The sequence below is a fragment of the Synechococcus sp. A18-25c genome, assembly GCF_014280035.1.
Lineage (GTDB): Bacteria > Cyanobacteriota > Cyanobacteriia > PCC-6307 > Cyanobiaceae > Synechococcus_C.
The window spans coordinates 910,595-935,090 of record NZ_CP047957.1 but is presented as its reverse complement, the minus strand read 5'-3'; the positions used below and the strand labels follow the sequence as shown (position 1 = coordinate 935,090).

The window sequence follows — 24,496 nt, the reverse complement described above, 5'->3', positions numbered from 1 at the left end:
CTCCACGTTAGGCGGCGATCCGCTGTCGTCACGGGATTTAAAGCAGACCAAGTGCGTGCAGGGGACCCTGCCCACTGATCAGCTCCAGCAAAAATGCGGAGAAACCCAGCATGGCCAGACGGCCATTCCACACTTCGGAGCTGTTGTTCCATCCCCATTCCCACTTTTCCTGGGGATAGAGCTTCACTTTGGTGGGCAGTTCAGCCGCGGCATCAAGGCTCACCTCAGGTCCCTTGAGACTGGTTTCCACCAGATCAGCAAGTCCTTCGATGAAGGCGGGATAGGTGTCGAGGGCACGCACCCGACGGAAATTCACAACACCAGCCTCGGTGGCCAGTTCGCGGTACTCGATGTCGATTTCCTCGAGGGTTTCGATGTGCTCACTGACGAAACTGATCGGCACCACCACCAGATCGTTGGTCTTGGCTTTACCGAGATCTTCCAGTGCTTCCTCGGTGTAGGGCTTGAGCCACTCCACCGGCCCCACTCGACTCTGGTAGGCGAGCGTATGGGGGTTGCCATGGCCCATCAGCTCCTCGAGCTTCTTCATGATCAGGCCCGTGCAGGCCTCAATTTCCTGCTGGTAAGGATCCCCGGCCTCTTCCACGTAGCTCTTCGGAACTCCGTGCGCACTGAAGAACACGTGCGCCTGGGTGGGGTCGTCGCTGTTGCGAACCTCCTCAGCAATCAACTCAGCCATCGCCTGGACGTAACCGGGGTGATCGAACCAGCTGCGAATGCAGCGGATCGGCAGCTTTTCGAAGCGACTGTCGCCTTGGCGCAAGCGCTGGAGCTCACGGAAACTGGACCCACTAGTACTGATGGAGAAGTGGGGATAGAGAGGCAACACCACCACTTCATCCATGCCATCGGCCTTGATATCGGCAACGGCGGACTCGGTGAAGGGATGCCAGTAGCGCATTGCCACATAGCTCGTAGCCTCGATTCCCCGTTGACGAAGCAGGCTCTGCAATTCTCGGGCCTGCTGTTCGGTGATGCGCCGCAAGGGTGATCCACCGCCAATGGAGCGATAGGCCTCCTGGGATTTGCCGCTGCGCAGCGTGCTAATCAACCAGGCCAACGGCTTCTGCAGCGCCGGGATCGGCAAGCGGATGATTTCCGGATCCGCGAACAGATTGAACAGAAAAGGACCGACATCCTGAATGCGCTCAGGCCCACCCAGATTGAGGAGCACGACACCGACCCGAGACATGTCCGAAACCGATTGCAGGGGTTGAGAGTAACCCCCATCAAAGGCATGGTGGGCCTGGCCTGAACGAAAGGATGGAACAAAGCGACGCGTTCGTAGTAGCAAAAAGAAACGCAAATGCTTCGCTGGCTGAATCAGGCGTGGGGCTGAGGATTGAACAGCGCGGAATGCGTCTCAACCTGCGCGGTTCACTGCCAGGTCGTCAGACGCCTGAACGACGATCCGTTCAGCGCCTGAGCCTGGGCGTCGCAGCCAACGCACAAGGATTGCTGGAGGTCGAACAGATCGCCCGAGTGATTGACGGGCAGTTGAAGCGCGACCAGTTCCGGTGGGAGCAATGGAGTGCCGCAGCAGCAGCCGAAACCTCAACGACAGACTCGTCGCATCGTCGTGGGGAAACGCCGTTGAACGATCAGATCGAAGGGTTCTGCGCGGCATTTTTCGCCGATCCGCGACGTCGACGCTCCCCCTCCGGCAGTCGCACGACCTGGGCAGGGGCTTACAACCCCTATCTGCGCAGGCTCAGAAGCCTGGCCACTCAGGAGTCAGAGGGAGTCACCAGCGAACTGCTGATGAAAGCGCTGCACAGCTATCCCGACGGCAGTCGCAGTCGTCAGCAGTGCAGCACAGCCTTGGCCAGCCTGGCCAAGCATCTCAATATCGACCTGCCAGATGACTGGCGCGCGGAAGCCGCGGGCTATGGCCTGCATCGCGCACGATTTCGTCAGCTTCCGAGCGACAGTCTGATTCTGGAATCACTGCTGAGGATCCCGAACCCGCGTTGGCGGCTGGTGTATGGACTGATGGCGACCTATGGCCTTCGCAACCATGAGGTGTTTTTCTGCGACCTCAGCGCCCTTGACACCGGTGGAGACCGGGTGATCCGCGTGCTCCCGACCACCAAAACCGGCGAACATCAGGTGTGGCCTTTTCACCCCGAGTGGGTGGAGCGATTCGATCTCACGAGGCTGGGGAACGTCTCCGATGCCTTGCCATCCATCAGCACGGATCTGCGCCGAACCACGCTTCAACAGGTGGGACGCCGTGTGAGCGAGCAGTTTCGGCGCTACGAACTGCCGCTCACCCCCTATGACCTCCGCCATGCCTGGGCCGTCCGCACGATCCATATTGGGTTGCCTGACACGGTGTCAGCTCGGATGATGGGGCACTCCGTGGCGATCCACACCCGCACCTATCACCACTGGATTACCCGTCGGGATCAGCAACAGGCAGTAGACACAGCCCTGGCCCGTCATCAGGCCTAGAGGCAAGCCAAGAGGCCAAGCGAGCCCCATCCGTGGCCGCCAGGATGGGTGTGTTGTTGAACGCAGCAAGCCGCGCTGTCACTGGTTCTGATGACATCCTTTTTGAGACCGCTGGCCTACCGATATCGCTGGATTTATGACTGCGTGACCGCGGTGTCATCCCTCAGCGTGGGAGGCGTGGAGCGCCTAAGGGCTCTAGGACTCGACGCGCTCCACCCCAGACTGACCCCCAAAGCCGATGTGCTCGATCTCTGCTGCGGGAGCGGGGAAGCGGCGGCACCCTGGCTCAAGGCAGGTTTCCAGGTGACCGGACTGGACATTTCACCTCTGGCGCTGGCGTTAGCCGCGCAACGCCATCCGGGTCTCAAACGGGTCGAAGGGCTTGCGGAGGAGCCTCCGCTGAGGGAGGCCAGCTTTGATGCCATCCAGATGAGTGTGGCCTTGCACGAATTTCCCCGTGCTGAGCGGGCTCAGGTGCTGAAGCAATGCCTGAAATTATTGCGCCCAGGTGGCTGGCTGGTGCTCGTGGATCTGCATCCCGCCGGCCCCTGGCTGCGCCTGCCACAGCAACTGTTCTGCGCCCTGTTTGAAACGGACACAGCGTTGGCCATGCTTGAAGATGACCTGCCAGGTCAGCTGGAGACGCTTGGTTTCTCCGACATCGACCAGGAACTGCTGGCGGGGAACGCCCTGCAGCGCATTACCGCAACCCGTCCCACTGCAGCGATCACCCCATGACCGATAGCAACCTCGATCAGGCCGCCGCAGACCTGGGCATGGGAGGCAACCTTGCCCCTGAGGCCGATGACAGCGGCTACCGCAAACGCATGGAGCGTCGCCAGGAAGTGCAGCGGCAGCGGGTGGAGGAACGCAACAGGGAAAAGGGTTTGATCCTGGTGTTCACCGGCCAGGGAAAAGGCAAAACAACCGCCGGCTTAGGTCTGGTTCTGCGAACCCTGGGTCATGGCGAACGGGTGGCAATCATCCAGTTCATCAAGGGCGGCTGGGAACCGGGGGAAGCGCGGGCGCTCAAGGCCTTTGGAGATCAGGTGGTCTGGCATGCCCTGGGCGAGGGCTTCACCTGGGAGACCCAGAACAGACAGCGGGATCAACAACTGGTCGGCGAGGCCTGGCAGACCGCACTGAGCTATCTGCGCGACAGCCAGGTGAAACTGGTGCTTCTCGATGAATTGAACGTGGCACTGAAGCTGGGTTACATCGAGGCCGACACGGTGATCGCTGGATTGCAAGAACGCCCCGAGCTTTGCCACGTGGCAGTGACCGGTCGTGGCGCCCCGAAGGACCTGATCGAAGCAGCTGATCTGGTGACCGAAATGACCCTGGTGCACCATCCCTTCCGCGAACAAGGCGTGAAAGCCCAGGCAGGCATTGAGTTCTAGATGGAGCTCTGGCCCACTGACGTGCGCTCAGGACTGCTCGAGGTCATGACGAAGCAGCCCTGCAGCGGCGGTCAACACCGACAACCCACTCACCAACAACGCGCGATGCACCACGGGATCGCGCCAACAGGACGGATCCTGACTGGCCTTGTCCAGAGCTGACAAGGTGAGGCGGGCCATCACGGAACTGCGCTCACCGATTTCCTCAGACATCGCATTCACATCGTTGCTCCATGGAAGCGGCTACGGCGGCGGCGCGCCAGTGCTGTGACCGTCCGATCCCGGTTGCTACTGTCAGCGGGATCAGGTGACTGAATGGCCTACGCGCGTGCACTCCTGAAACTCAGCGGTGAAGCGCTGATGGGAGATCAGGGCTACGGAATTGACCCAGCCATTGTTCAGTCCATTGCTGCAGATGTCGCCAAAGTGATCGAGGGTGGCACTCAGCTGGCCATCGTTGTGGGCGGGGGCAACATCTTTCGCGGCCTCAAAGGTTCAGCGGCTGGCATGGATCGTGCTACGGCCGATTACGTCGGAATGCTGGCCACTGTCATGAACGCCATCACGCTGCAGGATGGCTTGGAACAGGCAGGTGTGCCGACCCGCGTTCAGACCGCCATCGGCATGCAGGAGGTGGCAGAGCCTTACATCCGCAGGAAAGCCATTCGCCATCTGGAAAAAGGAAGGGTTGTGGTCTTTGGGGCCGGCTGCGGCAACCCCTTCTTCACCACCGACACCACGGCGGCCCTGCGCGCTGCCGAAATCAGTGCTGATGTCGTCTTCAAAGCCACGAAAGTGGATGGGGTATACGACAAGGACCCCGAAAAACATGCTGATGCGGTGCGCTACGAGCAGTTGACGTTCCAACAGGTGCTCAGCGGAGAATTGGCGGTGATGGACAGCACGGCTATCGCCCTCTGCAAAGACAACAACATCCCAATCGTGGTCTTCAATCTGTTTGAAGCCGGCAACATTGGCCGAGCCGTCGCGGGCGAACCCATTGGTTCACGCATCAGCAATTAATCAACGTCATGTCTCATCCCGAGCTCGAATCCAGCATGCGCAAGTCGGTGGAAGCCACCCAGCGCAACTTCAACACGATCCGCACCGGTCGAGCTAACGCATCCCTATTGGATCGCATCAGCGTCGAGTACTACGGAGCTGATACACCTCTGAAATCGCTGGCGACGCTGTCGACACCAGACTCCCAGACCATCCAGATCCAGCCCTTCGACATCAGCGCCCTGGCCTCAATCGAAAAGGCCATCGCCATGAGCGAACTGGGTTTCACACCCAACAACGACGGCAAAGTGATTCGGATCAATGTGCCGCCGCTCACGGAGGAACGTCGTAAAGAGTTCTGCAAACTGGCCTCCAAATACGCCGAAGAAGGCAAGGTGGCGCTTCGCAATCTTCGCCGCGATGCGATCGACAAGATCAAAAAGAAGGAAAAAGACGGCGATTTCAGTGAAGATCAAAGCCGTGATGAACAAGATGCCGTGCAGAAAGTGCTCGACAAGTTCATCGCGGAGTTGGAGAAGCACCTCGGCGACAAGGAAGCTGACATTCTCAAGGTTTGAACGGATCTGATCAGCGGATCCGCGATGTTGTCATCGTCGGATCCGGCGCCGCCGGCGGCGCAGCAGCTGCCCATCTGGCCGCAGCCGGCCACGACATTCTTCTGCTTGAGAAGGATCATGAAACGCGGATCAAACCCTGCGGCGGTGGCATGGCTGCGTCGGTCCAGCAGTGGTTCCCGTTCTCCCTGGAGCCTGCTGTCGAGCAAGTGATCCGGAGAGTCGATTTCAGCTGGTGCCTCAGCGACCCTGTGGTGGCTGAACTGCCGGGAGATGCACCCTTCTGGATTGTGCGGCGGGAGAAGCTTGATCAGCTGTTGGCCGAACAAGCCTGCCAAGCCGGAGCCGAACGCATCGATGGTGTGGATGTCGACGATGTCATCCGCAACCAAGAGTTCTGGCAGGTCAAAGCCATCGACGGTCGGCGCTGGCGCTGCAAAGCCGTGGTGATCGCTGACGGTTCCTCTTCACCATGGCCGCAACGTCTCGGGCTTGGAGCCAAACAGGTGCAGACCGCCACCACCATGTCGGTACGACTCGAAGGGCAAGGCCATCTCGCTGATGGAACCACCCGATTTGAATTCGGCCTGGTGAAGCAGGGGTTCGCTTGGGCCTTTCCGGTGGCTGGTGGCGTGAACATCGGGGTTGGGAGCTTCATCGGACGCCAGGATGCCGACCCGGAGGCGGTGCTGGCGAAGCTCTTGCCCGATCTCGGTTTTGCCCCTGACGCGGGAATCCGCCAGCGCGGCCAGCTGCGGGTCTGGAACGGCCACCACCGCATTGATGGCAATGGAATCGTGGTGGTCGGGGATGCGGCGTCACTGTGCGATCCCTTTCTTGCCGAAGGCTTACGACCCGCCTTGATGAGCGGTTGCGAAGCGGCCCAACACCTCGACCAGTGGCTCCGCGGCAACCAGGATGATCTGCGTGGTTACAGCCAAGCCATGCGACATCGGTGGGGCGAGTCGATGGCCTGGGGTCGTCGCATCGCTCAGGTTTTTTATCGCTTTCCTGGGGTTGGCTATCAGCTGGGCATTAAACGCCCGACGGCTCCTCAGAGAATCGCCCAAATCCTTTCCGGTGAGATGGGATATGGCGACATCGCCCAGCGAGTGATTAAACGTTTATTGCTGAAACGTCGTTAAAGCTCAAGGGTGAGTTGCTGCGCATTCGGATCGTCGACCTGACGTCGCGAGCGGCGCCTGGATGTCGAAGGAAGGCCAGCACGCCTCGATCCATGGCGACGCTGAATGGCATCCGCATGACGATCGAAGCCAGCTGAACGTCGAATGGCGAAGATGCGATCCTTGGCCTCCCGGGCTGACTGAGCACAATCCACGATCGGGGGTGGCAAGGAACCACCGAGTCCCCACGGCTCATGCAAATGCACGGAGGGAACATCGGCCAATTCCGGACACCAACGCCGGATGAACACCCCATCTGGATCGTGGTCGAGCCCCTGCTTGATCGGGTTGTAAATCCTGATGGTGTTGATGGAGGTGCTGCCTGACTGCATCTGGCACTGGCTCCAGTGAATTCCCGGTTCGTAATCAACGAACTGACGGGCGAGATGCAGACCGCTGTCTCTCCAGGGAAGCCAGAGGTTGTAACTGGCGAACGACATGAGCATGGCTCGCATGCGGAAGTTGATCCAGCCATGGGCTCGCAACGCACGCATGCAGGCATCCACAAAAGGCACCCCGGTGCGCCCCTGCGCCCAGGCAGCCAGCCGTTCAGGATCCAAGGGGCGAATGCCGCGCATGAACGGATGAAAATCCTGCCATTCGATCGGTGGTTGATCTTCCAGCTTCTGAATGAAATGACAATGCCAGTGCAGACGAGATCCGAAGCTGCTCGCGCCGCGGCCGGACACCTCTCGACTGCGCTGCAACACCTCACGCATCGACAGGCACCCCCAGGTGAGATAGGCCGAAAGGCGGGAACAACCCGTGAACGCCCGGTTCGGGCTTGAGATGGAACTGCAGTAGCGCTGCACCCGACGCTCGATGAAATCCTCCAGTTCTCTCAGCCCCTGGTGCCGACCACCGGTTTGTCGATGGGGGCAAGGATCCGCCGGGAGTGCGAGTGCCGTTGCGTCCGGCAGGTCTCCGGGGGAGACCGTCGGCAGAGGTGTCAGGGAGACAGGCGATGGTGTGAGTGGCTCCCCCATCCGCGCTTCCCAGCGCTGGGCCCATCCCCTGCGGGAGCGCATCCGTCGGGTGACGCCAAACTGGGGGATCTCCCGCCAAGGGATGCCCTGCTCCTTGGCCCAGGCCGCCACACGCCGATCGCGGGCATAGGTCCAGTCGTTACCTGTCTCTTCATGGCTCCACAGGGCCTCAATGCCCAACTGGCAACGGGCACGTTCCAGCACCTCCACTGCGTCACCACAGCGCACCACCAACGGCTGACCTAGAGCAGCAAGCCCGCCACGTAGATCGATGAGTGCTTCTCTGCAAAAGGCAAACTGCCGGCCCGAAGCATCGGGTTGCCGCCAGAACTCAGGCTCCACGATGTAGAGCGGCAACACAGGACCTCTCTCCAGGGCCTGGATCAAGGGTTGGTGATCCACCCATCGCAAATCACGCTTGAACCAGACCAGCTGGAGGGTCATCGGAGACGAAGCGTTCGGCTGTTGGGGTCTCGACCCTAAACAGCCTGAAATCAGAGCTGAGAGGTGATCTTGAGATCACGAAGTCGTTCATCCACCGAAGCCAACAATTCAATGGCAAACATTGGGGCTTCCTGCACAGCGAACAGGAACTTCTCGCGATTCATCTCGATGAGACGGCAATCCTTTTCCGCCTGAGCCGTGCTCAGTCGTCGATGACCATCCATCACCAGGGCACCGGCGCCAAAGACATTCCCGGCCTCAATCACCTCATAGCCCTGTTGACCGTTGTCGTTAGTCCAGGACAATCGCACGGTGCCCTCAAGCACCCCGAACATCGAGGTACCCGGATCATCGGCACGAAAGATGATGCCACCTGCTCCGACACTGCGAACCTCGCTCGTCTGAGCAAGAGCACGCATGGTGTCGAGAGCGTTCACAGGCAAAGGGCGATCGAGGGGCCGTCAGGCCGTTGTCAGTGAGAGTGCGGCACCAAAGCCTCTGCGCACGTCCTCCTGTGACAGAAGTCCATCGTGGTCAAGGTCCAGGGCATCGAAGACGGCGTCAGTTCCCAACCATTCATCCCGCGTGATGGATCCATCACCGTTCATGTCATTGAGCAGAAAGATCTCTTGCACGGCATGGCCGAACGCGTGCCCCCCTTCGAGTTCAGCGAGACGATGGGCCAGCATGCTTTCGAGGGTTTCGATCGCTTTACTGAAACCTTTGATCCCCTCCGACAACTTGTCGGTGGCCATGCGATCCGAGGCCATCATCGTTTGGAACGATTCATGGTCGACATGAATCTGAGGTTCACCGCCAGCGGGGTTGTCAGCATCGAGTTTGCGGGTGAGAACCGCCTCACTGGATCGCAGCTGATCCAGCAACTTGGGTGAGATCGTAAGCAGATCACAACCGGCAAGCTCGGTGATCTCATCGATGTTCCGGAAGCTCGCTCCCATCACCTCGGTGCTGTAGCCGTACGACTTGAAATAGTTGAAGATCCTTGTCACAGACAAGACCCCTGGATCCTCAGGACCTGGATAGGAATCGCGCCCGGTCTCAGCCTTGTACCAATCCAGGATGCGCCCAACGAAGGGAGAGATCAAGGTGACACCGGCCTCGGCACAGGCCACGGCTTGACCGAAACCGAACAGCAACGTGAGGTTGCAATGAATGCCTTCTTTCTCCAGAACTTCGGCCGCTTTGATGCCTTCCCAGGTAGAAGCAATTTTGATCAACACCCGGTCGTTACTGATGCCCGCATCGTTGTAGAGGCGAATGAGTTTGCGGCCTTTCTCAATGGTGGCTTCGGTGTCGAAGCTCAAGCGAGCATCCACTTCCGTAGAAACCCGGCGAGGCACGATCTTCAGAATCTCCTTGCCAAAGATCACGCTGATTTCATCAAGAGCTTCACGCACGACCTGCTCAACAGGAGCGTTTTCGCCCATCAGATGACGTGACGAACGGAGGGATTCATCAATCAGGCTCTGATAATCGGGTATCTGGGCAGCCGCGAGAATCAGCGAAGGGTTGGTGGTCGCATCTCGAGGTGTGAACTTGCGGATCGCTTCGAGATCACCGGTGTCCGCCACCACGACGGTCATTTCGGAAAGCTGCTCTAGAAGAGTGGCCATGACGTTGAAGGGCTTGATGTCCGTAACGTACAGGCGTTTTTTTGTGCTGGCATCGGCAGATTTTCTGTTGGATTGTTGTGCAGACTCAGCCGATCAACCGCCTTTAGTTGAGATTGTGCTGGAGGCACTGCTGGGTGGAACCTTCTCGATCACCAGCAAACCATCGATGATCGATTTGGCCACGGGAAGGGCCACAGTTGAGCCGTAGGCGTTGTCTCCTTTTGGCTCATCAACCACGACCAGCACCACATACCGAGGGTCCTCAACGGGCAGGGTGGCCACAAAACTGCATATCAAAGCCCCCGGCACGTACACACCATTGAGCGCCTTCTGAGCCGTCCCCGTCTTTCCACCAATCCGGTAGCCAGGTGTTTTCACCCCTTGGCCACTGCCCTGCTCGACCACTGACTCCATCCAGGCGAGCACGGTTCGGGTGACCTCAGGGTCCAGCAATGCTTTGCCCCGGCGGGATCCAGGTGGTGCGAGGGCATCACCAGCTCTCAGCCCCCGGGTGATATGCGGACTGACCAGACGCCCACCATTCGCCAACAGCGCATGAAGCTGCACCAATTTCAACGGAGTCAGCGAGAAGCCCTGCCCGAAGGACGCAGTCGCGGGTTCAATCGGTTGCGTGGTGAACTGCTCCTTCGTCTTGATCTGTCCGGCGACCGCCCCGGGAAGGTCCGTATCTGGCCTTGCATCCAGGCCGAGTCGACTCATCCAGTCCCAATAGGTGGACGAGGGAAGATTCCCCATGGCCTTGACCATGCCCACGTTGCTGGACACCTGCAGAACGGTGGCGTAATCGATCAGACCATTGGCCCTGCGGTCGTGATTGTTGATCGGCCAACCACCGATGGTGACCGAACCATTGTCATTCACACGACCCGATGCCTCAATCACGCCCTCCTGAAGCGCCAAGGCCAGATTGATCGGCTTGAAGGTGGAGCCAGGCTCATAGAGATCCTGCACAGACCACTCACGGAAACGGGCTGTCGGAAAACTCCAATAGTTGTTGGGGTCATACGTGGGCACCGAGGCCAGCGCCAGCAACTCGCCATTGGTGACGTCCATCACAATCGCGACACCCTTCTGGGCTTTCCAGGCCTTGACTTGATCCGCCAGTGCCTTCGCCGCCACAGCCTGAAGACGGGCGTCCAAGGTGAGTTGAAGCCTCAGGTCATCCCCAAAGAAGACACCGGCAGCGAGATTGTCCGGCAACGGTGTGCCATCGGCACCACGACGCAGACTGCGGGCCTGCTCGTGGCGTTGCAGATCCTCATGACGGCTCTGTTCGAGACCGGCCTGGGGTTCGCGGTCCTGATTCAGAAATCCAACGACATTGGCGAACAGTTCACCTTGGGGATAAACCCGATGGGGATACGACTCGAGATCAACACCGCTGATGCCTTCAGCCTTGATCGTGGTGGCGGTCTCCGGGTCTAGACCATCCATGAGCTTGATCCCGGATGGGCGATCACCCATGCGCTGCAGAATCTCTTCCTCAGACAGAGGAAGCAACGGAGCCAGGCGAGCCGCCACATCGGCCGGCGGCCGGATCAGGGTCGGTTCATCGCCTGGCAAGTTGAAGTAGCGGGGGTGCAGCCAAAGGCGATAGCGCTCCTCATCCAAGGCCACCAGTCGCCCTGTGCGGTCGACGATCGGTCGCCGAGTCCCCAGCGGTTGGGTGCGCTGCGTCTGCACGGATCGCGCCCGGGCTTCCAGTTCTGTGGCCTGAAAGACCTGCAACCAGGCCATCCGCCCCATCAATCCGATCAATCCCAGACACAACAGGGCAAACACGGATCGCATGCGTCCGGGTGGAACCGGCTCGAGGGGCACCACACGCCTGCGCGAGCGTTGACCAGAAGTGCGGCGAGACTGATCGGTGCGACCCATCAACTCAGTAGCCGTGCCGAATGGGTTGGTCCATAAACGATCCGAGCATGGCCAGATGGTCAGCCGGAGGCTCAGCGGCATTAAAGCTGGGACGATCGAGATACACCAAATTGGCGACGGTGGTGGGGACCATCTGGCGAGGTCCACTGGAGCGTTCCAGAAGATGACGTTCAAGCATCGCCGTGGATTCCGTCAGTCGATGGGCCATCTCACGGGTCATCTCCAACTGGCGAAACGCCAGGGTCCAGCGATGCTGCCAATGCAAGGTGAGGCCACTCAGCACCAGCACAGCCGCGAACACGCCGATCAAGCTTCCATCGGCAGCACGATGAAGACCTGCCAGCAGGGGCGACTGCCGGGCAACACGACGGGCCGAGAGGGACCCCTGAATAACTTCAAGAGCCCCTGTAGCGACCGGTCGTTGCGTGGACGACGGTTGAGATTGCGGAACCGCGACCACGGACAAGGTTTGATCAATGCGCCAGTTAACCATCTGGGACGGGGCACCGCAAGGCCGAAACCTTGACCAGGACTGAAGATTCGCTCAGCTGCCCAGCAGGAGAAGGTTCAGGAAGGTCACCCCGTTCCAGAGCGCATGCATCACCACGCAGGGGAGCAGGCGCCCGGTGCTCAGCCGCAACAACCCCAAGCCCAGACCCAGCACCAGCAGTGGCGGCAGTTCACCAAGGCTGAGATGTGCGACCGCAAACACCAAGGCACTCACAATCACGGCGCCGGCTCGGCCAAGCGACCGCCCAAGCACAGGCAGCAGCACACCGCGGAAAATGGTTTCCTCGAACAGCGGCGCCAGCACCACGATTGTGGAGCCGAGCAGGAGCAGGGCCAGGGAACTGTTGCTGGTCAGCACGATTTCCAGCAGGGGATTGCTGCCGCCCTGGTCACCGATCACCCGAGACACCAACCAACCCGTCAGCACGACGGGAGGCATCACCATCAGCCAACCTCGCAAGGCCTGTAGCACAGCTGTTCCGAAAGGCTGCAAACGCCACTGCAACCAACCGCCGGAAGGAGGTGGTGACGGATCGCACGTTCTGAGCTGCTGGCGCAGGATCAGCAGCGGCGGAACCGCCAACGCGACGTAGCCGAACAGCACGGTGATGCCCTGGGAAAGAGGTGCAGCAAGCCCTCGGGTGACCAGCCCGGCCACAGGCAACACCACGAGAGGCGCCAGCACCTCGCCGAGCACCACGAATCCACCGGCCACCAGCAGCACCATGTCCAACGGTGCAAGGGGTGGTGCGACGAGCGCAGGCCAAGGGGCAAGGCGGCGGCGGAACAGCAGCCAAAGATGACGGATCAGCAAGAGCCCCCCGAGCAGCAGCGCCAACAACGGCAGAAGCTCACTGATCACCAGCCGCCTGGCCGCTGCACTTGCCGATCGGGGGTCAAGACATGACGTGAGATCACCACCCAAGGCCTCACAGGCCAACCGACGGACCAGCGGATCAGGAGCCTGACTCAGCAACCTGGCGCGATCGTCGACCGAAACATCGCGGGCACCGGGATCCGTCAGGGCCTTCTGAAGCTCGGCGAATGCATCGGCGCGAGGCGCAGCCTGCTGAAGTGTGCGGAGATGCTCGGGGTCGGACTCCAATGCGGCGAAGAGCAGCCTCTGACGCTCATCAAGCCGATCGAGAGGGATTTGGCGCAGGCTGTTCAGCAGAGCAGCGCTGGGATCGGCACCCACTAGAAGCGATTGCAGCGGTACTGGCACCTTCGGCTCAGCCAGCAGAGCCAGCTCCTGCTGCTCAAGAGAGAGAGCAGGCGCGACGGATGGCTTGCTGACACTGTCAACCAGTCCAAGCACCCAGACAGTGGTGGCCAGGACCAGCGAGAGGAGCGCCAGCAACACCTTCCAGGTCGGAGCTGCCGAAGAACGTCCCGAGGGTGGGCTGGTCACACAGCGCAAGCAACTGCAAGAGATTCTCCTCGGTCACGGGCATGCGAGGCGACCGCACGATCCAAGGAACGATCCAAAGGAAGCCATGGAGGCTCGCCAATACGATGGCGGCGCTCTCTCTGCATGAAGCGGTGTCCTTGCGTCTTCTCCTCGTTCGCCACGGTCTCAGCAGCTTCAACGTGGAGCGCCGGATTCAAGGGCGTGATGACCTCTCAACGCTGACCACAACCGGAGAGGAACAAGCCCGTCGCACAGGCCTGGCCCTGGCTGACGTGCCGATCACAGCGGTGTATAGCTCTCCTTTGAAACGAGCGGCATCCACAGCTGCCGGTGTGCTGGCTGAACGCAATGACAAGCTTTCGCCCAGCTTCGACGACGGTCTGCTCGAGATTGATCTTGAACCCTGGAGCGGACTCACCGCCGACGAGCGGGCCGAGCGCTTTCCCGAGGAATTCGCCACCTGGAAACGTCAGCCGGAAGTGTTGGAGCTGAGCCGCGCCGATGGACGTCGCTACAAACCTCTGCAGGAGCTGATGCAACAGGCGCGGGAGTTTCTCGACGCACTGATCAGCAAGCACCCTGTGGATGGAAACGACACCGTTCTCATCGTTGGGCACAACGCCATCCTGCGCTGCCTGATCGTGACGCTGCTCGGTGAACCGGAACAGGGCTTCAGGCGGCTCCGCCTCGACAATGCATCGCTCTCGATTTTCAATCTCAGCTCAAAAGGTGATGGCCATCAAGTGCAGATCGAATGCCTGAACAGCACCGCACACCTGACGCCCCCACTGCCAACCAAAGGGAAAGGAGCACGGCTGATCCTGGTTCGGCACGGCGAAACCAACTGGAACCGTGACGGCCGCTTTCAGGGGCAGATCGACATCCCGCTCAACAGCAATGGCCATGCCCAGGCTGAAGCCGCCCGAGGCTTTCTGGCAGATGTGCCGATTCAGAAAGCCTTCAGCAGCTCAATGACCCGTCCGAGGGAAACAGCTGAGGGGATCCTGATGTCGCATCCCGACGTCGCCCTGCAACAAACCGACGGTCTGGTGGAAATCGGCCATGGCCTCTGGGAAGGGAAACTGGAATCCGAAATCAAGGCGGAGTGGGGTGCTCTGCTCGAGGAATGGAAACGCACACCGGAAACCGTCCAGATGCCTGAGGGTGAAACCATTCAGGATGTCTGGGAGCGATCCGTTCAGAGCTGGAACACGATCGCCGAGGACCTGAACCCTGCCGAAACCGCGCTGGTGGTGGCCCATGACGCTGTCAACAAAACCATCCTCTGCCATCTGCTGGGGCTTACTCCTGCGGACATTTGGGCTGTCAAACAAGGCAACGGCGGTGTCACGGTGGTCGACATGCCCTCAGAACCGGGGCAGCCTGCAGTAGTGGCTTGCCTGAATCTCACCTCCCACCTTGGTGGGGTTCTCGATCGCACGGCCGCTGGAGCGCTCTGAAATCACAAGACCGATGACCGAGATGCTGCTGCTCGACCCCGTCCAGGTGCTCAAGGGCCCGGGTCATGCCGTTGAGATCGGTGGTGCTGCGCTCTTGCGGGATGGCCGGCTGGAAGCACTCGGCGAGGCTGCTCGTGCGGCTGCTCATGCAGCCAACATCACCGTGCAAGACGCCGGACAGCAACTGCTTGCACCCTGCCTGGTGGATGCACATTCGTTTCTGCCCGCCCCGTTTCAGGGCCAGGGTGAGACCCTCAACAGCCTCATGCGATCCGCCGGGGCTGGCGGCTTCGGCCAGATCGCTCTCCTGCCGGATGGCGAGACTCGTCGCGAACGTCCGGAACATCTGCATGGCTTTGAATTGAAAGACTGCGATGTGGACGTGCATCTCTGGGCAGGTTTCAGTCAAGGAGGAGAGGGTGAGCAGCTCACCCCCCATGCCGATCTGATTGAAGCCGGTGCTGTCGGACTGTCCGACGGTGGTGCGATCCCATCCATGGCCTTGATCGATCGAGCACTCACTCTGGGGGAGTGCGGATCAGCACCGCTACTGATCTCGCCCCTTGACCTCAACCTGCGGGGCGAAGGCCTGCTGCGTGAAGGTCCGGAAGCGCTAAGAGCCGGATGGCCGGGTGATCCGCTGAGTAGTGAAACGGTTCCCCTCAGCCAGCTCGCTCAGCTCCAACAAGAACATCCCGAGCGAAGGCTGATGGTGATGGGGGTATCGACAGCGACAAGCGTCGACCTCCTCCAGCGACAGCCCAAGCGTCCCGGTTCAACCGTGAGTTGGTGGCACTTAATCCAGAGCAGCAGCGACAGTGCCGCAACCGCGGCCTCTTGGTTCGTCTCGCCATCCCTAGGCGATGACGCAGACCGGCAGGGCCTGATCGAAGGCCTGCGCAACGGAGTGATTGACGCCGTTGCGGTGCATGCCCTGCCCTTGGATGACGAGGAATGTCTGCTGCCGCCGGATCAGCGTCAACGGGGGGTCGCCGGCCATCAACACGTGCTGCCCGCTCTTTGGCAGGCCTTGGTCGTGACGCGCGGATGGAGCGCCGAAGAGCTTTGGGACATCCTGAGCTTTAAGCCGGCGACATTGCTGGGACGAACACCGGAGCAGCTCGCGCTCGGAAGCAACCGCTGGCTGTTGTTCGACCCCGAGCAGACTTGGGCGCCATCGCGTGATGATCCTTCGGCATCAAAAGCAGCCAACCAACCCTGGCTGCATCGAGCCGTCAAGGGAAAAGTGGTGGCCTGCGGCCTCAGGACCCCAAAGAGCCACTGCGGTTAAGGGGCCAGAACCGCCAGAACGCACGACCGATGATTTCATCCTCAGGAAGAAAGGGCCCGCCAGGCCAGTAACGGCCATCCCAACTGTTGGCTCGGTTGTCACCCAAGACCAGCACGTGGCCTTCAGGCACCGTCACATTCAGCGTGCGGCAGAGGCTCATGCCCTGATCGTCCACGTCGCAGTAGTTGGTGACATACGGCTCATCCAGTGCAACTCCATTGACGGTCACGGCACCGCGCGGGTTGACGGTCACTTGATCACCACCGATGGCAACCACACGCTTGATGTAGGCATCACAGGCGGGCTGGCTCACGCCAGGGATCAATCCAATCAGCGGGAAATTGGCCAGAGCGCAGCGGAACACTGGTGGAGATTCGGTGGTTTTCAACGCTGGATCAAACGCATGCGGAGAGTTGAACACAACAATTTCGCCGCGACGCGGTGACCGGCCTGCGAAGGTGAGTTTCTCGACCAACAAGCGATCCTGAATTTGCAGACCGGGCAGCATTGAGCCCGAAGGGATGAACCGTGCCTCAGCCACGTAGTGCCGGATGCCGAAATACAACGCCAGCGTGAACAGCACTGGACCCCAGAAATCCCAAAAGGGATGCGCTTTGCGGGTCGAAGCAGGGGCAGGCGATGGCGAGGAACCCGGGGGAGACTCAGCTCCTTTGGATGAGGCGTCGGGCTGAGGGTCAGGCAAGAAACCCAGATGAAGCGTTTGAGCACCCAAGATAGGCCTGATGGCGCTGGCCTCCTAGCCTGAAGTCAGCGGAGTACGCCCATGGTCCGACCCCGGTGGCAAAGCGCGAAACCAACAGCGAGCCGCCGATTTTGGCTGAGATGGGATCGGACGATCGCTGCCATCGCCGCGGTGAACCTGACCTGGGTCGTGTTCGACGTGACCTATGTGCCATTGCGCAACTTCTGGTTGCAGCGAACTCTCTATCCTCTTCCCACGATTGGCCTCGCGGTTCCACTGCCCTGGCTGCCAAACCTCACCAAGGTCTACGACCGGGTGAAAGGCATCGAACCCCACCCAGACACTGAGTCCTACCTCAGGCATTTTCAGCAACTGGAAGCCACCGCTGCATCAAGCGGCATCAACAGCCCAGCAGCACGCCAGCTGAGACTGGAAATGGTGGTGAAGAGCAGTCAGCTGATCGATGAAAACCCGTTCGTGGCCTCGAATAAAACGGGTTCATTGGAGAAGCTCAAGAGTCGTCTCCGGGCGAGAGCCGACATGGATTCGGCCAAGCAGTCCGCCGCCTATCTGCTGGGGGAAAGTCATCTGACACCAGAGAACTGGGACGACGAAAAGCGTTTTTGGCAAGACAGCATCCTGCCCCTGGTCGCCACAAACTATTGGCGCGGAACCGATGAGAACGGGCAACCGGTCGACTTGTCCTGGCGGATTGATTTTCCCTTTCAAATCCTCTTCCTGCTGGACATTGTCTTGCGGGCCGTTCGCCTGAAACGACGCTTTCCCGCGATTGCCTGGCGGGATGCCCTACTGCGCCGCTGGATCGATCTGCCACTGCTGATCCCTTTCTGGAGATTGCTACGGGTGGTGCCGGTCACCGAACGTCTGTCCAGCACACGCATGATTCAGCTGGAGCCCCTGCGGGCTGCGGTCAGTCGTGGAGTGGTGGCGGTCCTGGCTCTTGAATTATTCGAAGTGATCACCCTTCGAACCCTGGATGCCGCCCAGGATGCCGTGCGCTCACCCCGCTGGCCGGACCAGATCCGAAGGCTGTGCAGCCACCAAAGCGTCGATGACGACGGAGAGAGGGAACTAGCAGAATTGCTGAGACTCTGGCTGCCACTCGTGCTGACGCAAGTGGGGCCAGCCATGCGTCCACAATTGGTAGCGCTTGTCAGCCATGCCTTACGGCGGAATCTGGAGGAGACCGCGATTCCCTCCTCACTCCGAGCTCTCCCGGGGATGGAACGCGCCGAAGACCGCCTCAGCCATCAGCTCTCCAATGGCTTGGTCGATTCACTGCTCAGCCTTTCGCGCCGCGCCGGCGATCGACTGGGTCAGAAAGACCAGGTACTTCAGGACCTTGGCATTCAGACGGTGGATCGTTTTTGGGAAGAACTCGCCAGAACCTTGGAACAAGGCCCCGTGCTGGAACGCAGTCAGGAACTCGTTGCTGCGTTTCTCGAGGAACTCAAGCGCAACAGCATGACGCAATTGCGCTCGCAGAAGGATGTGGATGCACTGATCAAGGAACTGGATGGTTTGAACTTCAACCCAACAGTTCAGCCTCCCAAATCTCAGGCTTGAATCCCGTCAAAAAACGGCCATCAGGGCCGCGAAGAAAGGGTCGCTTGATCAACTTCCCATCGGAGGCGAGGGCTTGTAGTGCCTGGTCATGGGTCATGGCCTTGACGGCGGCGGCACCAAGGGCGCGATAACTCTGGCCACTGGTATTGAACAGCGGTTTGAGACTGCCGAACTGATCGGCAGCCTTAGAGAGCCAATCAATGGAGGGCGGCTCAAGCGTGATGTCGAGAACCTCGCATGAAAGACCCTGACTCTCCAGCCAGGTGAGGGCCTTTCGGCACGTGCTGCAGCGCGAATAGCTGAAGACGGTGTAATCAGCCAAGGAATCAGCGACCGAGCAAGCTCTTCACAGCACCGATCAGGCTGTTGGAGCCCTGACCAACACCGTCTTGAGGACGGGTGCGAACCGTGACGTCACCATTGACGCTGGTGCGGCAGCTGAGGCGATAGTTCGCCGGCCGGTCAGCCAAGTAAACCTCCTCGACATCACTTCGTGGTGAGAGGTTCTGCGCGCCTTCGATCACTTCAATCACACAGGTGCCGCACTGACCGACACCACCGCAGTTGTTGAGGTTGTTCAAACCTTTGTAGGGATTCACACCGGCCGAGAGAGCCGCTTTCCGCAGATTGGCACCTTCAATACAGCCGACCTGTTGGCCTTCCTGCTCGAAACGGATGGTGGGCACGGGGCGTCCTGAAATGTCGGTGGCTCAATTTACAGCAATCAACCAATGGGAGGAGGCAAAACAGCCAAGCTCGTCCGCCGCCTTTGAAGGGAAAAATCACAGCTCGGGTTATCGGGCTGCCGCTGCGACACAGGTCTCAAGCAGAGGCTGCACAGCATCCACGTCTCGCCAGCCGCCGATGCTGGTCACACGACCTTCCATATTCTTATAGGTACGAAAGAATTCAGCCACGTCTTCCAGCTGACTGGGTGCAATCTGGCGAATGCTCTGAATGCTGCTTTGACGAGGATCGGCAGCTGGAACACACAGAATCTTGCCGTCGTAATGACCCATGTCGTGCATGTCGAGCACACCGATCGGCCTGGCATGAATTAAGCAACCAGCAAACGTGGGCTCCGCCATGATGACCATGGCATCGAGAGGAGATCCATCCTCAGCCAGAGTGTTCGGGACGAAGCCGTAATCAAAGGGGTATCGAACCGCTGAGTGGAGAACGCGGTCCAAGGCCATCACTCCAGCTTCTTCAAGGTATTCATATTTGTTGCTGCTTCCGGCAGGAATCTCAACGATCAGATTGATCAGCCCTGGAGAGGGTGAGGGTGTAAGGGCCCTGAGATCCATGACTCTCCTGAACAGCGATGGAGGAATGGTTGGGGCGGTCGGTCAACACGGCAGCAAGCGGAACGCCTAAACCGGTGATGGCAAGGGTGAAGCCGAGAAGAGCGAGAGCAGGAACAGACACGAGCTGCGCTGGGTGCGCAGGCGATTGGGGGGCAGGCTCAGGGTCCATTCAGTGGTTATCGAGGACATCCCACACTTCAGAGCTTGAAGCGCTGAAGACACCGAAACCTCGAGAAGCTACCGGTGGGGAGATGAAAGGGATCAGGCGATCAATTTCACCTGCATTCTGCCACTCATGGAACGCTTATGCAGCAGGCCGATCCTGACGATCCCTGCGGGAAGCAAGATCTGAAGGCGCTTCAGGGAGTCCGTCCAGCCGGCTGCGAATCAAACGAAGTTCTTCCAGGATGGCTCCTAGCACTTGCTGAGTGGCCGTGGACGGAGAGTTGAGAACTTCAACAGTGACTTCTTTAATCCTCAGGACGTCCTTAGCAAAGCGAGCAACCTCGTTGGGGTGAAATAAAAGGGGATCTTTCTGATCGCTCCTGTATTCAGGATTGAGCTTGCGAGGGTTGAAAGGGGGGTTGAGATTGCGGGGGTCAGTGTTCGTGTAGCGATAAACAGATGCGCGTGAACGATTCAGAGATTTCTGAACATCATCGATGCCAACCAAAGCATCCGATTGCGAAAGAGCAGCTCCAGCATCGCCTCGTAATTCTCCAGATTCGGTGACAGAGGGCACCGAAACATCGAGCGGCCGAGGAAACATGAGACAGCGCTGGGACAGCTTGGAATCCGCAGACCTTAGCAGCTGAGACTCAGGACGCCAGCGTCGATCACAGCGAAAGAGACAGTTCCAGAATCGACCGTTTTCTTGCGGGTGATAACTTCCAACACACCCTTGAAGTGATGTGATGCGCGTCTCCCGCCTCACGCTGGTGACGTTGCGGGATGTCCCCGCAGATGCAGAGATTCCGTCACATCAACTGCTGATCCGCGGTGGATACATCCGACGCGTCGGATCAGGTATCTACGCCTACCTCCCGCTGATGTGGAGGGTTTTGCGCAAAATCAGCGCGATTGTGCGCGACGAGCTTGACGCACTTGGTGCTCTCGAAACACTGCTGCCACAGCTGCAACCTGCCGAGCTTTGGGAACGGAGCGGTCGCTGGCAGGGCTACACGGCAGGCGAAGGAATCATGTTTCACCTCGAAGATCGACAGCAGAGACGCCTCGGCCTCGGCCCAACCCATGAAGAGGTGATCACCGAATTGGCAGGCGACCTGCTGCGTTCCTACCGACAATTACCCGTCACCCTCTATCAGATCCAGACGAAGTTCAGGGATGAGATCCGTCCCCGGTTCGGGTTAATGCGCGGACGGGAATTCATCATGAAGGACGCCTACTCCTTCCACGCCGACGAGACAGACCTGCAGGAGACCTATGCGGCAATGGCGGGAGCTTATCAACGCATCTTCGAGCGATGCGGGCTCGATGCCGTTGGCGTGGATGCCGACAGCGGCGCCATTGGAGGGGCTGCCTCCCAGGAGTTCATGGTCACCGCCGATGCCGGCGAAGACCTCATCTTGACCAGCTCGGATGGCAGCTATGCCGCCAACCAAGAGAAAGCTGTCTCCATTCCACCGCCGGCCGAGGCTCTGCCAGCCGGAGACGAGCGCACTCTGAAAACACCTGGGCAGACCACCATTGAGCAACTTTGTTCGGCCCACGAATTCAGTCCCACCCAAATCATCAAAGTGCTGGTGCTCGTGGCGAGATTGGAAGACGGACGCGAACAACCGGTCCTTGTGAGCCTTCGCGGCGACCAGGAACTGAATGAGGTCAAGCTGACCAACACGCTCACCCGCCTCCTGGAATCAACCGTGCTGGATGTCGCTCCGGCCACGCCCGATCAGGTCCGCCAGCAGGGACTGGCACCTTTGGCCTTCGGATCCCTGGGCCCTGATCTGGACGACGCCGCTCTAAGAGGAGCCCGCCGCTGGGAAGGCCGTTTTGAACGGCTAGCAGATCCGACGGCTCTCGAGGTCGAGCGTTTCGTCTGCGGCTCCAATGTCTCGGATCAACATCGTTGGGGAGCCAGCTGGTCATCGATGCCGAAACAGCATTCCGCGGATGTGCGCAATGCCCAATCAGGCGATCGCTGCATCCATAACGCAGAGGCCACGCTGGGGGAGAGACGCGGCATCGAAGTCGGCCACATCTTCCAGCTAGGTCGCAAATACTCCGATGCCTTAGACGCGCGTTTCACTAATAAGGAAGGCAAACAGGAATCCCTGCTGATGGGGTGCTACGGCATCGGCATCTCACGGCTTGCGCAGGCAGCGGTCGAACAACATCACGATGACGCTGGCATTTGCTGGCCTGTGGCCATCGCTCCATTTCAGGTGATCGTCGTCGTCGCGAACCTGAAGGACAGCACCCAGCTTGAGCTGGGCGAATCCCTGTATCAACAACTCAAAAGCGCTGGACTCGATGCGCTCCTTGATGATCGCGGCGAACGGGCTGGAGTGAAGTTCAAGGACGCGGATCTGATTGGCGTTCCCTGGCGGATCGTGGTCGGACGTGATGCTGCCGAGGGCCGGGTGGAGCTGGTTGAGCGAGCAACACGAGCCAGTGAGACGCTTCCGCATGAAGAAGCACTGAAGCGCTTGATCGACACCATCCCGGCAGGAATACAGATTTGACGCCCTATCCGCCTAAAGTCCTTCAAACCGACCCAACCATGCAAGACGCGCTGAACCACCTGAGCCGACAGCTCAAAAGCTTCACCTTGGCTCTCTGTCTTGGGCTGACCTTGTTGCTCACCGCCTGTGGAGATTCCGTCTCCATGCTCACCGGCGACTATGTCGAAGACACCGTGGCCGTGGTTCACACACTGCAGACCACCCTCGCTCTGCCCGCAGACGCCGAGGGACTTCAAGACTCAGAGCGTGAGGCCCACGATTTAATCAACGACTACATGTCGCGCTACAGGCCGCAACCTCGAGTGAATGGGCTGAGCTCTTTCACCACAATGCAAACCGCCCTGAATTCCCTTCAAGGCCACTACAACACCTACACCAATCGTCCTGTCCCGGACGATCTGAGAGCCAGGGTCGACAAGGAGCTTGGCAAAGCTGAAAAAGCAGTTCTGCGCGGCACCTGATCGCCTCTGTTCTTCAACAGCAACATCACAAATCCGCAATCGCTTTGACTTCAGGCATCTCGACCTGAGAAGATCGCAGATTGTGCAGAATCGCGGCTTCGGGCCGCTGTGTCTTTGGCCAACGTTGTCGTCATCGGTGCGCAGTGGGGTGACGAGGGGAAAGGAAAGATCACAGATCTTCTCAGCCGCTCCGCTGACGTCGTCGTCCGCTATCAGGGCGGTGTCAACGCTGGCCACACCATCGTTGTGGACGATCGTGTGCTCAAGCTGCACCTGATCCCATCGGGAATTCTGTACCCGGACACCGACTGTCTGATCGGATCCGGCACCGTCGTGGATCCAAAGGTGATGCTTGGCGAACTCGACATGTTGATCGAGAACGGCATCGATATTTCCGGGCTGAAGCTGTCATCGACAGCCCACGTGACCATGCCCTACCACCGCCTCCTCGACGAAGCGATGGAGAAGCAGCGTGGCGACCGGAAAATCGGCACGACCGGCCGTGGCATTGGTCCCACCTATGCCGACAAATCACAACGCAGTGGCATCCGTGTCATCGACCTACTCGATGAAGATCGGCTGCGGGATCGCCTTGATGGTCCGCTCAAAGAAAAGAACCAGCTACTGGAAACCATTTATGGCGTGGAACCCCTCGACGCCGAGGCGGTGATCAGCGAGTACTTGGCTTACGGCCAACGCCTCGCTCCCCACGTGGTGGATTGCACCCGCGAAATTCACCAAGCGGCTCGCAACAGAAAAAACATCCTTTTTGAAGGGGCCCAGGGCACCCTGCTTGATCTCGACCACGGCACCTATCCCTACGTCACCTCCTCCAATCCCATCTCCGGCGGAGCATGCATTGGAGCCGGGGTGGGGCCAACCCTGATTGATCGGGTGATCGGCGTAGCCAAGGCCTACACCACGCGCGTCGGCGAGGGACCGTTCCCCACCGAGCTCGAAGGCAGCCTCAACGATCACCTCTGTGATCGCGGCGGTGAATTCGGCACCACCACAGGCCGCCGCCGCCGTTGTGGCTGGTTCGACGGCGTCATCGGTCGCTATGCGGTGGGCGTCAACGGACTCGATTGTCTGGCCATCACCAAGCTTGACGTGCTCGACGAACTCGACGAGCTCCAAGTGTGTGTGGCCTATCACCTCGACGGTGTCCGCATCGAGCATTTCCCTTCCTGCGCCGAGGAATTCTCTCGCTGCACCCCTATTTTCGAGACCCTGCCTGGATGGCAGTGCTCCACCGAGGAATGCCGCAGCCTTGAAGATCTTCCGGAGAAGGCGATGGCCTACCTGCGCTTCCTGGCTGACCTGATGGAAGTGCCCATCGCCATCGTGTCGCTGGGAGCCGGACGGGACCAGACCATCGTGGTGGAAGACCCGATTCATGGACCGAAGCGCGCTCTGCTGAGCGCTTGATTCGGAGGAGTCGGTCCAGGCGTAAGACTGCGGC

The 24,496-nt window shown here is 59.7% G+C and carries 26 protein-coding genes; 12 read left to right on the top strand and 14 right to left on the bottom strand.

Annotated features, from left to right (window positions below):
* Positions 1-37: 37 nt before the first annotated feature.
* Entirely contained in the window at positions 38-1,213 is a 1,176-nt protein-coding gene (hemH, locus tag SynA1825c_RS05100; protein WP_186470571.1) for a ferrochelatase, read from the bottom strand.
* A gap of 71 nt (positions 1,214-1,284) precedes the next feature.
* Here hemH and SynA1825c_RS05095 point away from each other — a divergent pair, with 71 nt between their 5' ends.
* From SynA1825c_RS05095 to cobO, 3 genes are all read left to right on the top strand, one after another.
* The gene (locus SynA1825c_RS05095) at positions 1,285-2,475 is read left to right on the top strand and encodes a site-specific integrase (protein ID WP_186470570.1); all 1,191 of its coding nucleotides are present in this window, start codon (positions 1,285-1,287) and stop codon (positions 2,473-2,475) included.
* 90 nt (positions 2,476-2,565) lie between these two features.
* Positions 2,566-3,213: a class I SAM-dependent methyltransferase gene (locus tag SynA1825c_RS05090; protein WP_186470569.1), complete on the top strand. Its 648-nt coding sequence runs from the start codon at positions 2,566-2,568 to the stop codon at positions 3,211-3,213.
* Positions 3,210-3,875 (top strand): cob(I)yrinic acid a,c-diamide adenosyltransferase, encoded by a 666-nt coding sequence (gene cobO, locus SynA1825c_RS05085; protein WP_186470568.1) that lies wholly within the window; start codon positions 3,210-3,212, stop codon positions 3,873-3,875. Before SynA1825c_RS05090 ends, cobO begins: the two co-directional genes overlap by 4 nt.
* A 27-nt stretch (positions 3,876-3,902) precedes the next feature.
* Here the strand turns inward: cobO and SynA1825c_RS05080 are convergent, their stop codons facing one another.
* Entirely contained in the window at positions 3,903-4,088 is a 186-nt protein-coding gene (locus SynA1825c_RS05080) for a hypothetical protein (RefSeq protein WP_186470566.1), read from the bottom strand.
* A gap of 102 nt (positions 4,089-4,190) precedes the next feature.
* Between SynA1825c_RS05080 and pyrH the strand changes: the two genes are divergently transcribed.
* Genes pyrH through SynA1825c_RS05065 form a run of 3 tightly spaced genes read left to right on the top strand, consistent with a single transcriptional unit; the run spans position 4,191 to position 6,597 of the window.
* Positions 4,191-4,898, top strand: coding sequence for a UMP kinase (pyrH, locus tag SynA1825c_RS05075; RefSeq protein ID WP_186470565.1), 708 nt, complete (start codon positions 4,191-4,193; stop codon positions 4,896-4,898).
* An 8-nt stretch (positions 4,899-4,906) separates the two neighbouring features.
* Entirely contained in the window at positions 4,907-5,455 is a 549-nt protein-coding gene (frr, locus tag SynA1825c_RS05070) for a ribosome recycling factor (RefSeq protein WP_186470563.1), read from the top strand.
* Complete coding sequence (locus SynA1825c_RS05065; RefSeq protein ID WP_255478455.1) at positions 5,452-6,597, top strand: NAD(P)/FAD-dependent oxidoreductase; 1,146 nt, start codon at positions 5,452-5,454, stop codon at positions 6,595-6,597. Before frr ends, SynA1825c_RS05065 begins: the two co-directional genes overlap by 4 nt.
* Here SynA1825c_RS05065 and SynA1825c_RS05060 read toward each other — a convergent pair.
* The 6 genes from SynA1825c_RS05060 to SynA1825c_RS05035 all read right to left on the bottom strand — a co-directional run bounded on the left by SynA1825c_RS05060 (position 6,594) and on the right by SynA1825c_RS05035 (position 13,520).
* Complete coding sequence (locus SynA1825c_RS05060) at positions 6,594-8,066, bottom strand: FAD-binding domain-containing protein (RefSeq protein WP_186470561.1); 1,473 nt, start codon at positions 8,064-8,066, stop codon at positions 6,594-6,596. The two genes, SynA1825c_RS05065 and SynA1825c_RS05060, sit on opposite strands and share 4 nt — an antisense overlap.
* A gap of 50 nt (positions 8,067-8,116) precedes the next feature.
* Complete coding sequence (locus SynA1825c_RS05055) at positions 8,117-8,503, bottom strand: Crp/Fnr family transcriptional regulator (protein ID WP_186471035.1); 387 nt, start codon at positions 8,501-8,503, stop codon at positions 8,117-8,119.
* 24 nt (positions 8,504-8,527) lie between these two features.
* Positions 8,528-9,700, bottom strand: coding sequence for a transaldolase (locus tag SynA1825c_RS05050; protein ID WP_186470559.1), 1,173 nt, complete (start codon positions 9,698-9,700; stop codon positions 8,528-8,530).
* A gap of 93 nt (positions 9,701-9,793) precedes the next feature.
* Positions 9,794-11,599 carry a penicillin-binding protein 2 gene (locus SynA1825c_RS05045; protein WP_186470558.1) on the bottom strand — a complete coding sequence of 602 codons (1,806 nt, stop codon included), beginning with the start codon at positions 11,597-11,599 and terminating at the stop codon, positions 9,794-9,796.
* Positions 11,600-11,603: 4 nt separating this feature from the next.
* The gene (locus SynA1825c_RS05040; RefSeq protein WP_186470556.1) at positions 11,604-12,059 is read right to left on the bottom strand and encodes a hypothetical protein; all 456 of its coding nucleotides are present in this window, start codon (positions 12,057-12,059) and stop codon (positions 11,604-11,606) included.
* Positions 12,060-12,143: 84 nt separating this feature from the next.
* On the bottom strand, positions 12,144-13,520 hold the full coding sequence (locus SynA1825c_RS05035) for a CPBP family intramembrane glutamic endopeptidase (protein ID WP_186470555.1): 1,377 nt from the start codon (positions 13,518-13,520) through the stop codon (positions 12,144-12,146).
* A 131-nt stretch (positions 13,521-13,651) separates the two neighbouring features.
* Here SynA1825c_RS05035 and SynA1825c_RS05030 point away from each other — a divergent pair, with 131 nt between their 5' ends.
* The gene (locus tag SynA1825c_RS05030) at positions 13,652-14,980 is read left to right on the top strand and encodes a histidine phosphatase family protein (RefSeq protein WP_186471034.1); all 1,329 of its coding nucleotides are present in this window, start codon (positions 13,652-13,654) and stop codon (positions 14,978-14,980) included.
* 13 nt (positions 14,981-14,993) lie between these two features.
* Complete coding sequence (locus SynA1825c_RS05025; RefSeq protein ID WP_186470553.1) at positions 14,994-16,271, top strand: dihydroorotase; 1,278 nt, start codon at positions 14,994-14,996, stop codon at positions 16,269-16,271.
* On the opposite strand, the gene lepB is transcribed toward SynA1825c_RS05025, so the two are convergent.
* Positions 16,243-16,974: a signal peptidase I gene (gene lepB / locus SynA1825c_RS05020; protein ID WP_186470551.1), complete on the bottom strand. Its 732-nt coding sequence runs from the start codon at positions 16,972-16,974 to the stop codon at positions 16,243-16,245. The genes SynA1825c_RS05025 and lepB overlap by 29 nt on opposite strands.
* An 81-nt stretch (positions 16,975-17,055) precedes the next feature.
* Between lepB and SynA1825c_RS05015 the strand changes: the two genes are divergently transcribed.
* Positions 17,056-18,561 (top strand): hypothetical protein, encoded by a 1,506-nt coding sequence (locus SynA1825c_RS05015; protein WP_186470550.1) that lies wholly within the window; start codon positions 17,056-17,058, stop codon positions 18,559-18,561.
* Here the strand turns inward: SynA1825c_RS05015 and SynA1825c_RS05010 are convergent.
* From SynA1825c_RS05010 to SynA1825c_RS04990, 5 genes are all read right to left on the bottom strand, one after another.
* Positions 18,524-18,883 carry a Spx/MgsR family RNA polymerase-binding regulatory protein gene (locus SynA1825c_RS05010; RefSeq protein ID WP_186470549.1) on the bottom strand — a complete coding sequence of 120 codons (360 nt, stop codon included), beginning with the start codon at positions 18,881-18,883 and terminating at the stop codon, positions 18,524-18,526. The two genes, SynA1825c_RS05015 and SynA1825c_RS05010, sit on opposite strands and share 38 nt — an antisense overlap.
* 4 nt (positions 18,884-18,887) lie before the next feature.
* Positions 18,888-19,247 carry a 2Fe-2S iron-sulfur cluster-binding protein gene (locus SynA1825c_RS05005; RefSeq protein ID WP_186470548.1) on the bottom strand — a complete coding sequence of 120 codons (360 nt, stop codon included), beginning with the start codon at positions 19,245-19,247 and terminating at the stop codon, positions 18,888-18,890.
* Positions 19,248-19,355: 108 nt separating this feature from the next.
* A complete protein-coding gene (locus tag SynA1825c_RS05000; RefSeq protein ID WP_186470546.1) occupies positions 19,356-19,868 on the bottom strand; it encodes an inorganic diphosphatase in 513 nt (170 codons plus the stop codon).
* Complete coding sequence (locus tag SynA1825c_RS04995) at positions 19,810-19,989, bottom strand: hypothetical protein (RefSeq protein ID WP_255477074.1); 180 nt, start codon at positions 19,987-19,989, stop codon at positions 19,810-19,812. Before SynA1825c_RS04995 ends, SynA1825c_RS05000 begins: the two co-directional genes overlap by 59 nt.
* 183 nt (positions 19,990-20,172) lie before the next feature.
* Complete coding sequence (locus SynA1825c_RS04990) at positions 20,173-20,637, bottom strand: resolvase (protein WP_186470544.1); 465 nt, start codon at positions 20,635-20,637, stop codon at positions 20,173-20,175.
* A 145-nt stretch (positions 20,638-20,782) separates the two neighbouring features.
* On the opposite strand from SynA1825c_RS04990, the gene SynA1825c_RS04985 reads away from it, so the two are divergent.
* The 3 genes from SynA1825c_RS04985 to SynA1825c_RS04975 all read left to right on the top strand — a co-directional run bounded on the left by SynA1825c_RS04985 (position 20,783) and on the right by SynA1825c_RS04975 (position 24,462).
* Complete coding sequence (locus SynA1825c_RS04985) at positions 20,783-22,573, top strand: proline--tRNA ligase (protein ID WP_186470542.1); 1,791 nt, start codon at positions 20,783-20,785, stop codon at positions 22,571-22,573.
* Between the two features lie 38 nt (positions 22,574-22,611).
* Complete coding sequence (psb27, locus tag SynA1825c_RS04980; protein ID WP_186470541.1) at positions 22,612-23,034, top strand: photosystem II protein Psb27; 423 nt, start codon at positions 22,612-22,614, stop codon at positions 23,032-23,034.
* Between the two features lie 108 nt (positions 23,035-23,142).
* A complete protein-coding gene (locus tag SynA1825c_RS04975; protein WP_186470540.1) occupies positions 23,143-24,462 on the top strand; it encodes an adenylosuccinate synthase in 1,320 nt (439 codons plus the stop codon).
* Positions 24,463-24,496: the final 34 nt, after the last annotated feature.

Bases quoted from the DNA above. Each gene is read 5' to 3' on its own strand.
- hemH (WP_186470571.1), bottom strand. From the start codon at position 1,213: ATGTCTCGGGTCGGTGTCGTGCTCCTCAATCTGGGTGGGCCTGAGCGC.
- SynA1825c_RS05060 (WP_186470561.1), bottom strand. From the start codon at position 8,066: ATGACCCTCCAGCTGGTCTGGTTCAAGCGTGATTTGCGATGGGTGGAT.
- frr (WP_186470563.1), top strand. From the start codon at position 4,907: ATGTCTCATCCCGAGCTCGAATCCAGCATGCGCAAGTCGGTGGAAGCC.
- pyrH (WP_186470565.1), top strand. From the start codon at position 4,191: ATGGCCTACGCGCGTGCACTCCTGAAACTCAGCGGTGAAGCGCTGATG.
- cobO (WP_186470568.1), top strand. From the start codon at position 3,210: ATGACCGATAGCAACCTCGATCAGGCCGCCGCAGACCTGGGCATGGGA.
- SynA1825c_RS05090 (WP_186470569.1), top strand. From the start codon at position 2,566: ATGACATCCTTTTTGAGACCGCTGGCCTACCGATATCGCTGGATTTAT.
- SynA1825c_RS05000 (WP_186470546.1), bottom strand. From the start codon at position 19,868: ATGGATCTCAGGGCCCTTACACCCTCACCCTCTCCAGGGCTGATCAAT.
- psb27 (WP_186470541.1), top strand. From the start codon at position 22,612: ATGCAAGACGCGCTGAACCACCTGAGCCGACAGCTCAAAAGCTTCACC.
- SynA1825c_RS05095 (WP_186470570.1), top strand. From the start codon at position 1,285: ATGGAACAAAGCGACGCGTTCGTAGTAGCAAAAAGAAACGCAAATGCT.
- SynA1825c_RS04985 (WP_186470542.1), top strand. From the start codon at position 20,783: ATGCGCGTCTCCCGCCTCACGCTGGTGACGTTGCGGGATGTCCCCGCA.
- SynA1825c_RS05045 (WP_186470558.1), bottom strand. From the start codon at position 11,599: ATGGGTCGCACCGATCAGTCTCGCCGCACTTCTGGTCAACGCTCGCGC.
- SynA1825c_RS05080 (WP_186470566.1), bottom strand. From the start codon at position 4,088: ATGTCTGAGGAAATCGGTGAGCGCAGTTCCGTGATGGCCCGCCTCACC.
- SynA1825c_RS04990 (WP_186470544.1), bottom strand. From the start codon at position 20,637: ATGTTTCCTCGGCCGCTCGATGTTTCGGTGCCCTCTGTCACCGAATCT.
- SynA1825c_RS05015 (WP_186470550.1), top strand. From the start codon at position 17,056: ATGGTCCGACCCCGGTGGCAAAGCGCGAAACCAACAGCGAGCCGCCGA.
- SynA1825c_RS05025 (WP_186470553.1), top strand. From the start codon at position 14,994: ATGACCGAGATGCTGCTGCTCGACCCCGTCCAGGTGCTCAAGGGCCCG.
- SynA1825c_RS05050 (WP_186470559.1), bottom strand. From the start codon at position 9,700: ATGGCCACTCTTCTAGAGCAGCTTTCCGAAATGACCGTCGTGGTGGCG.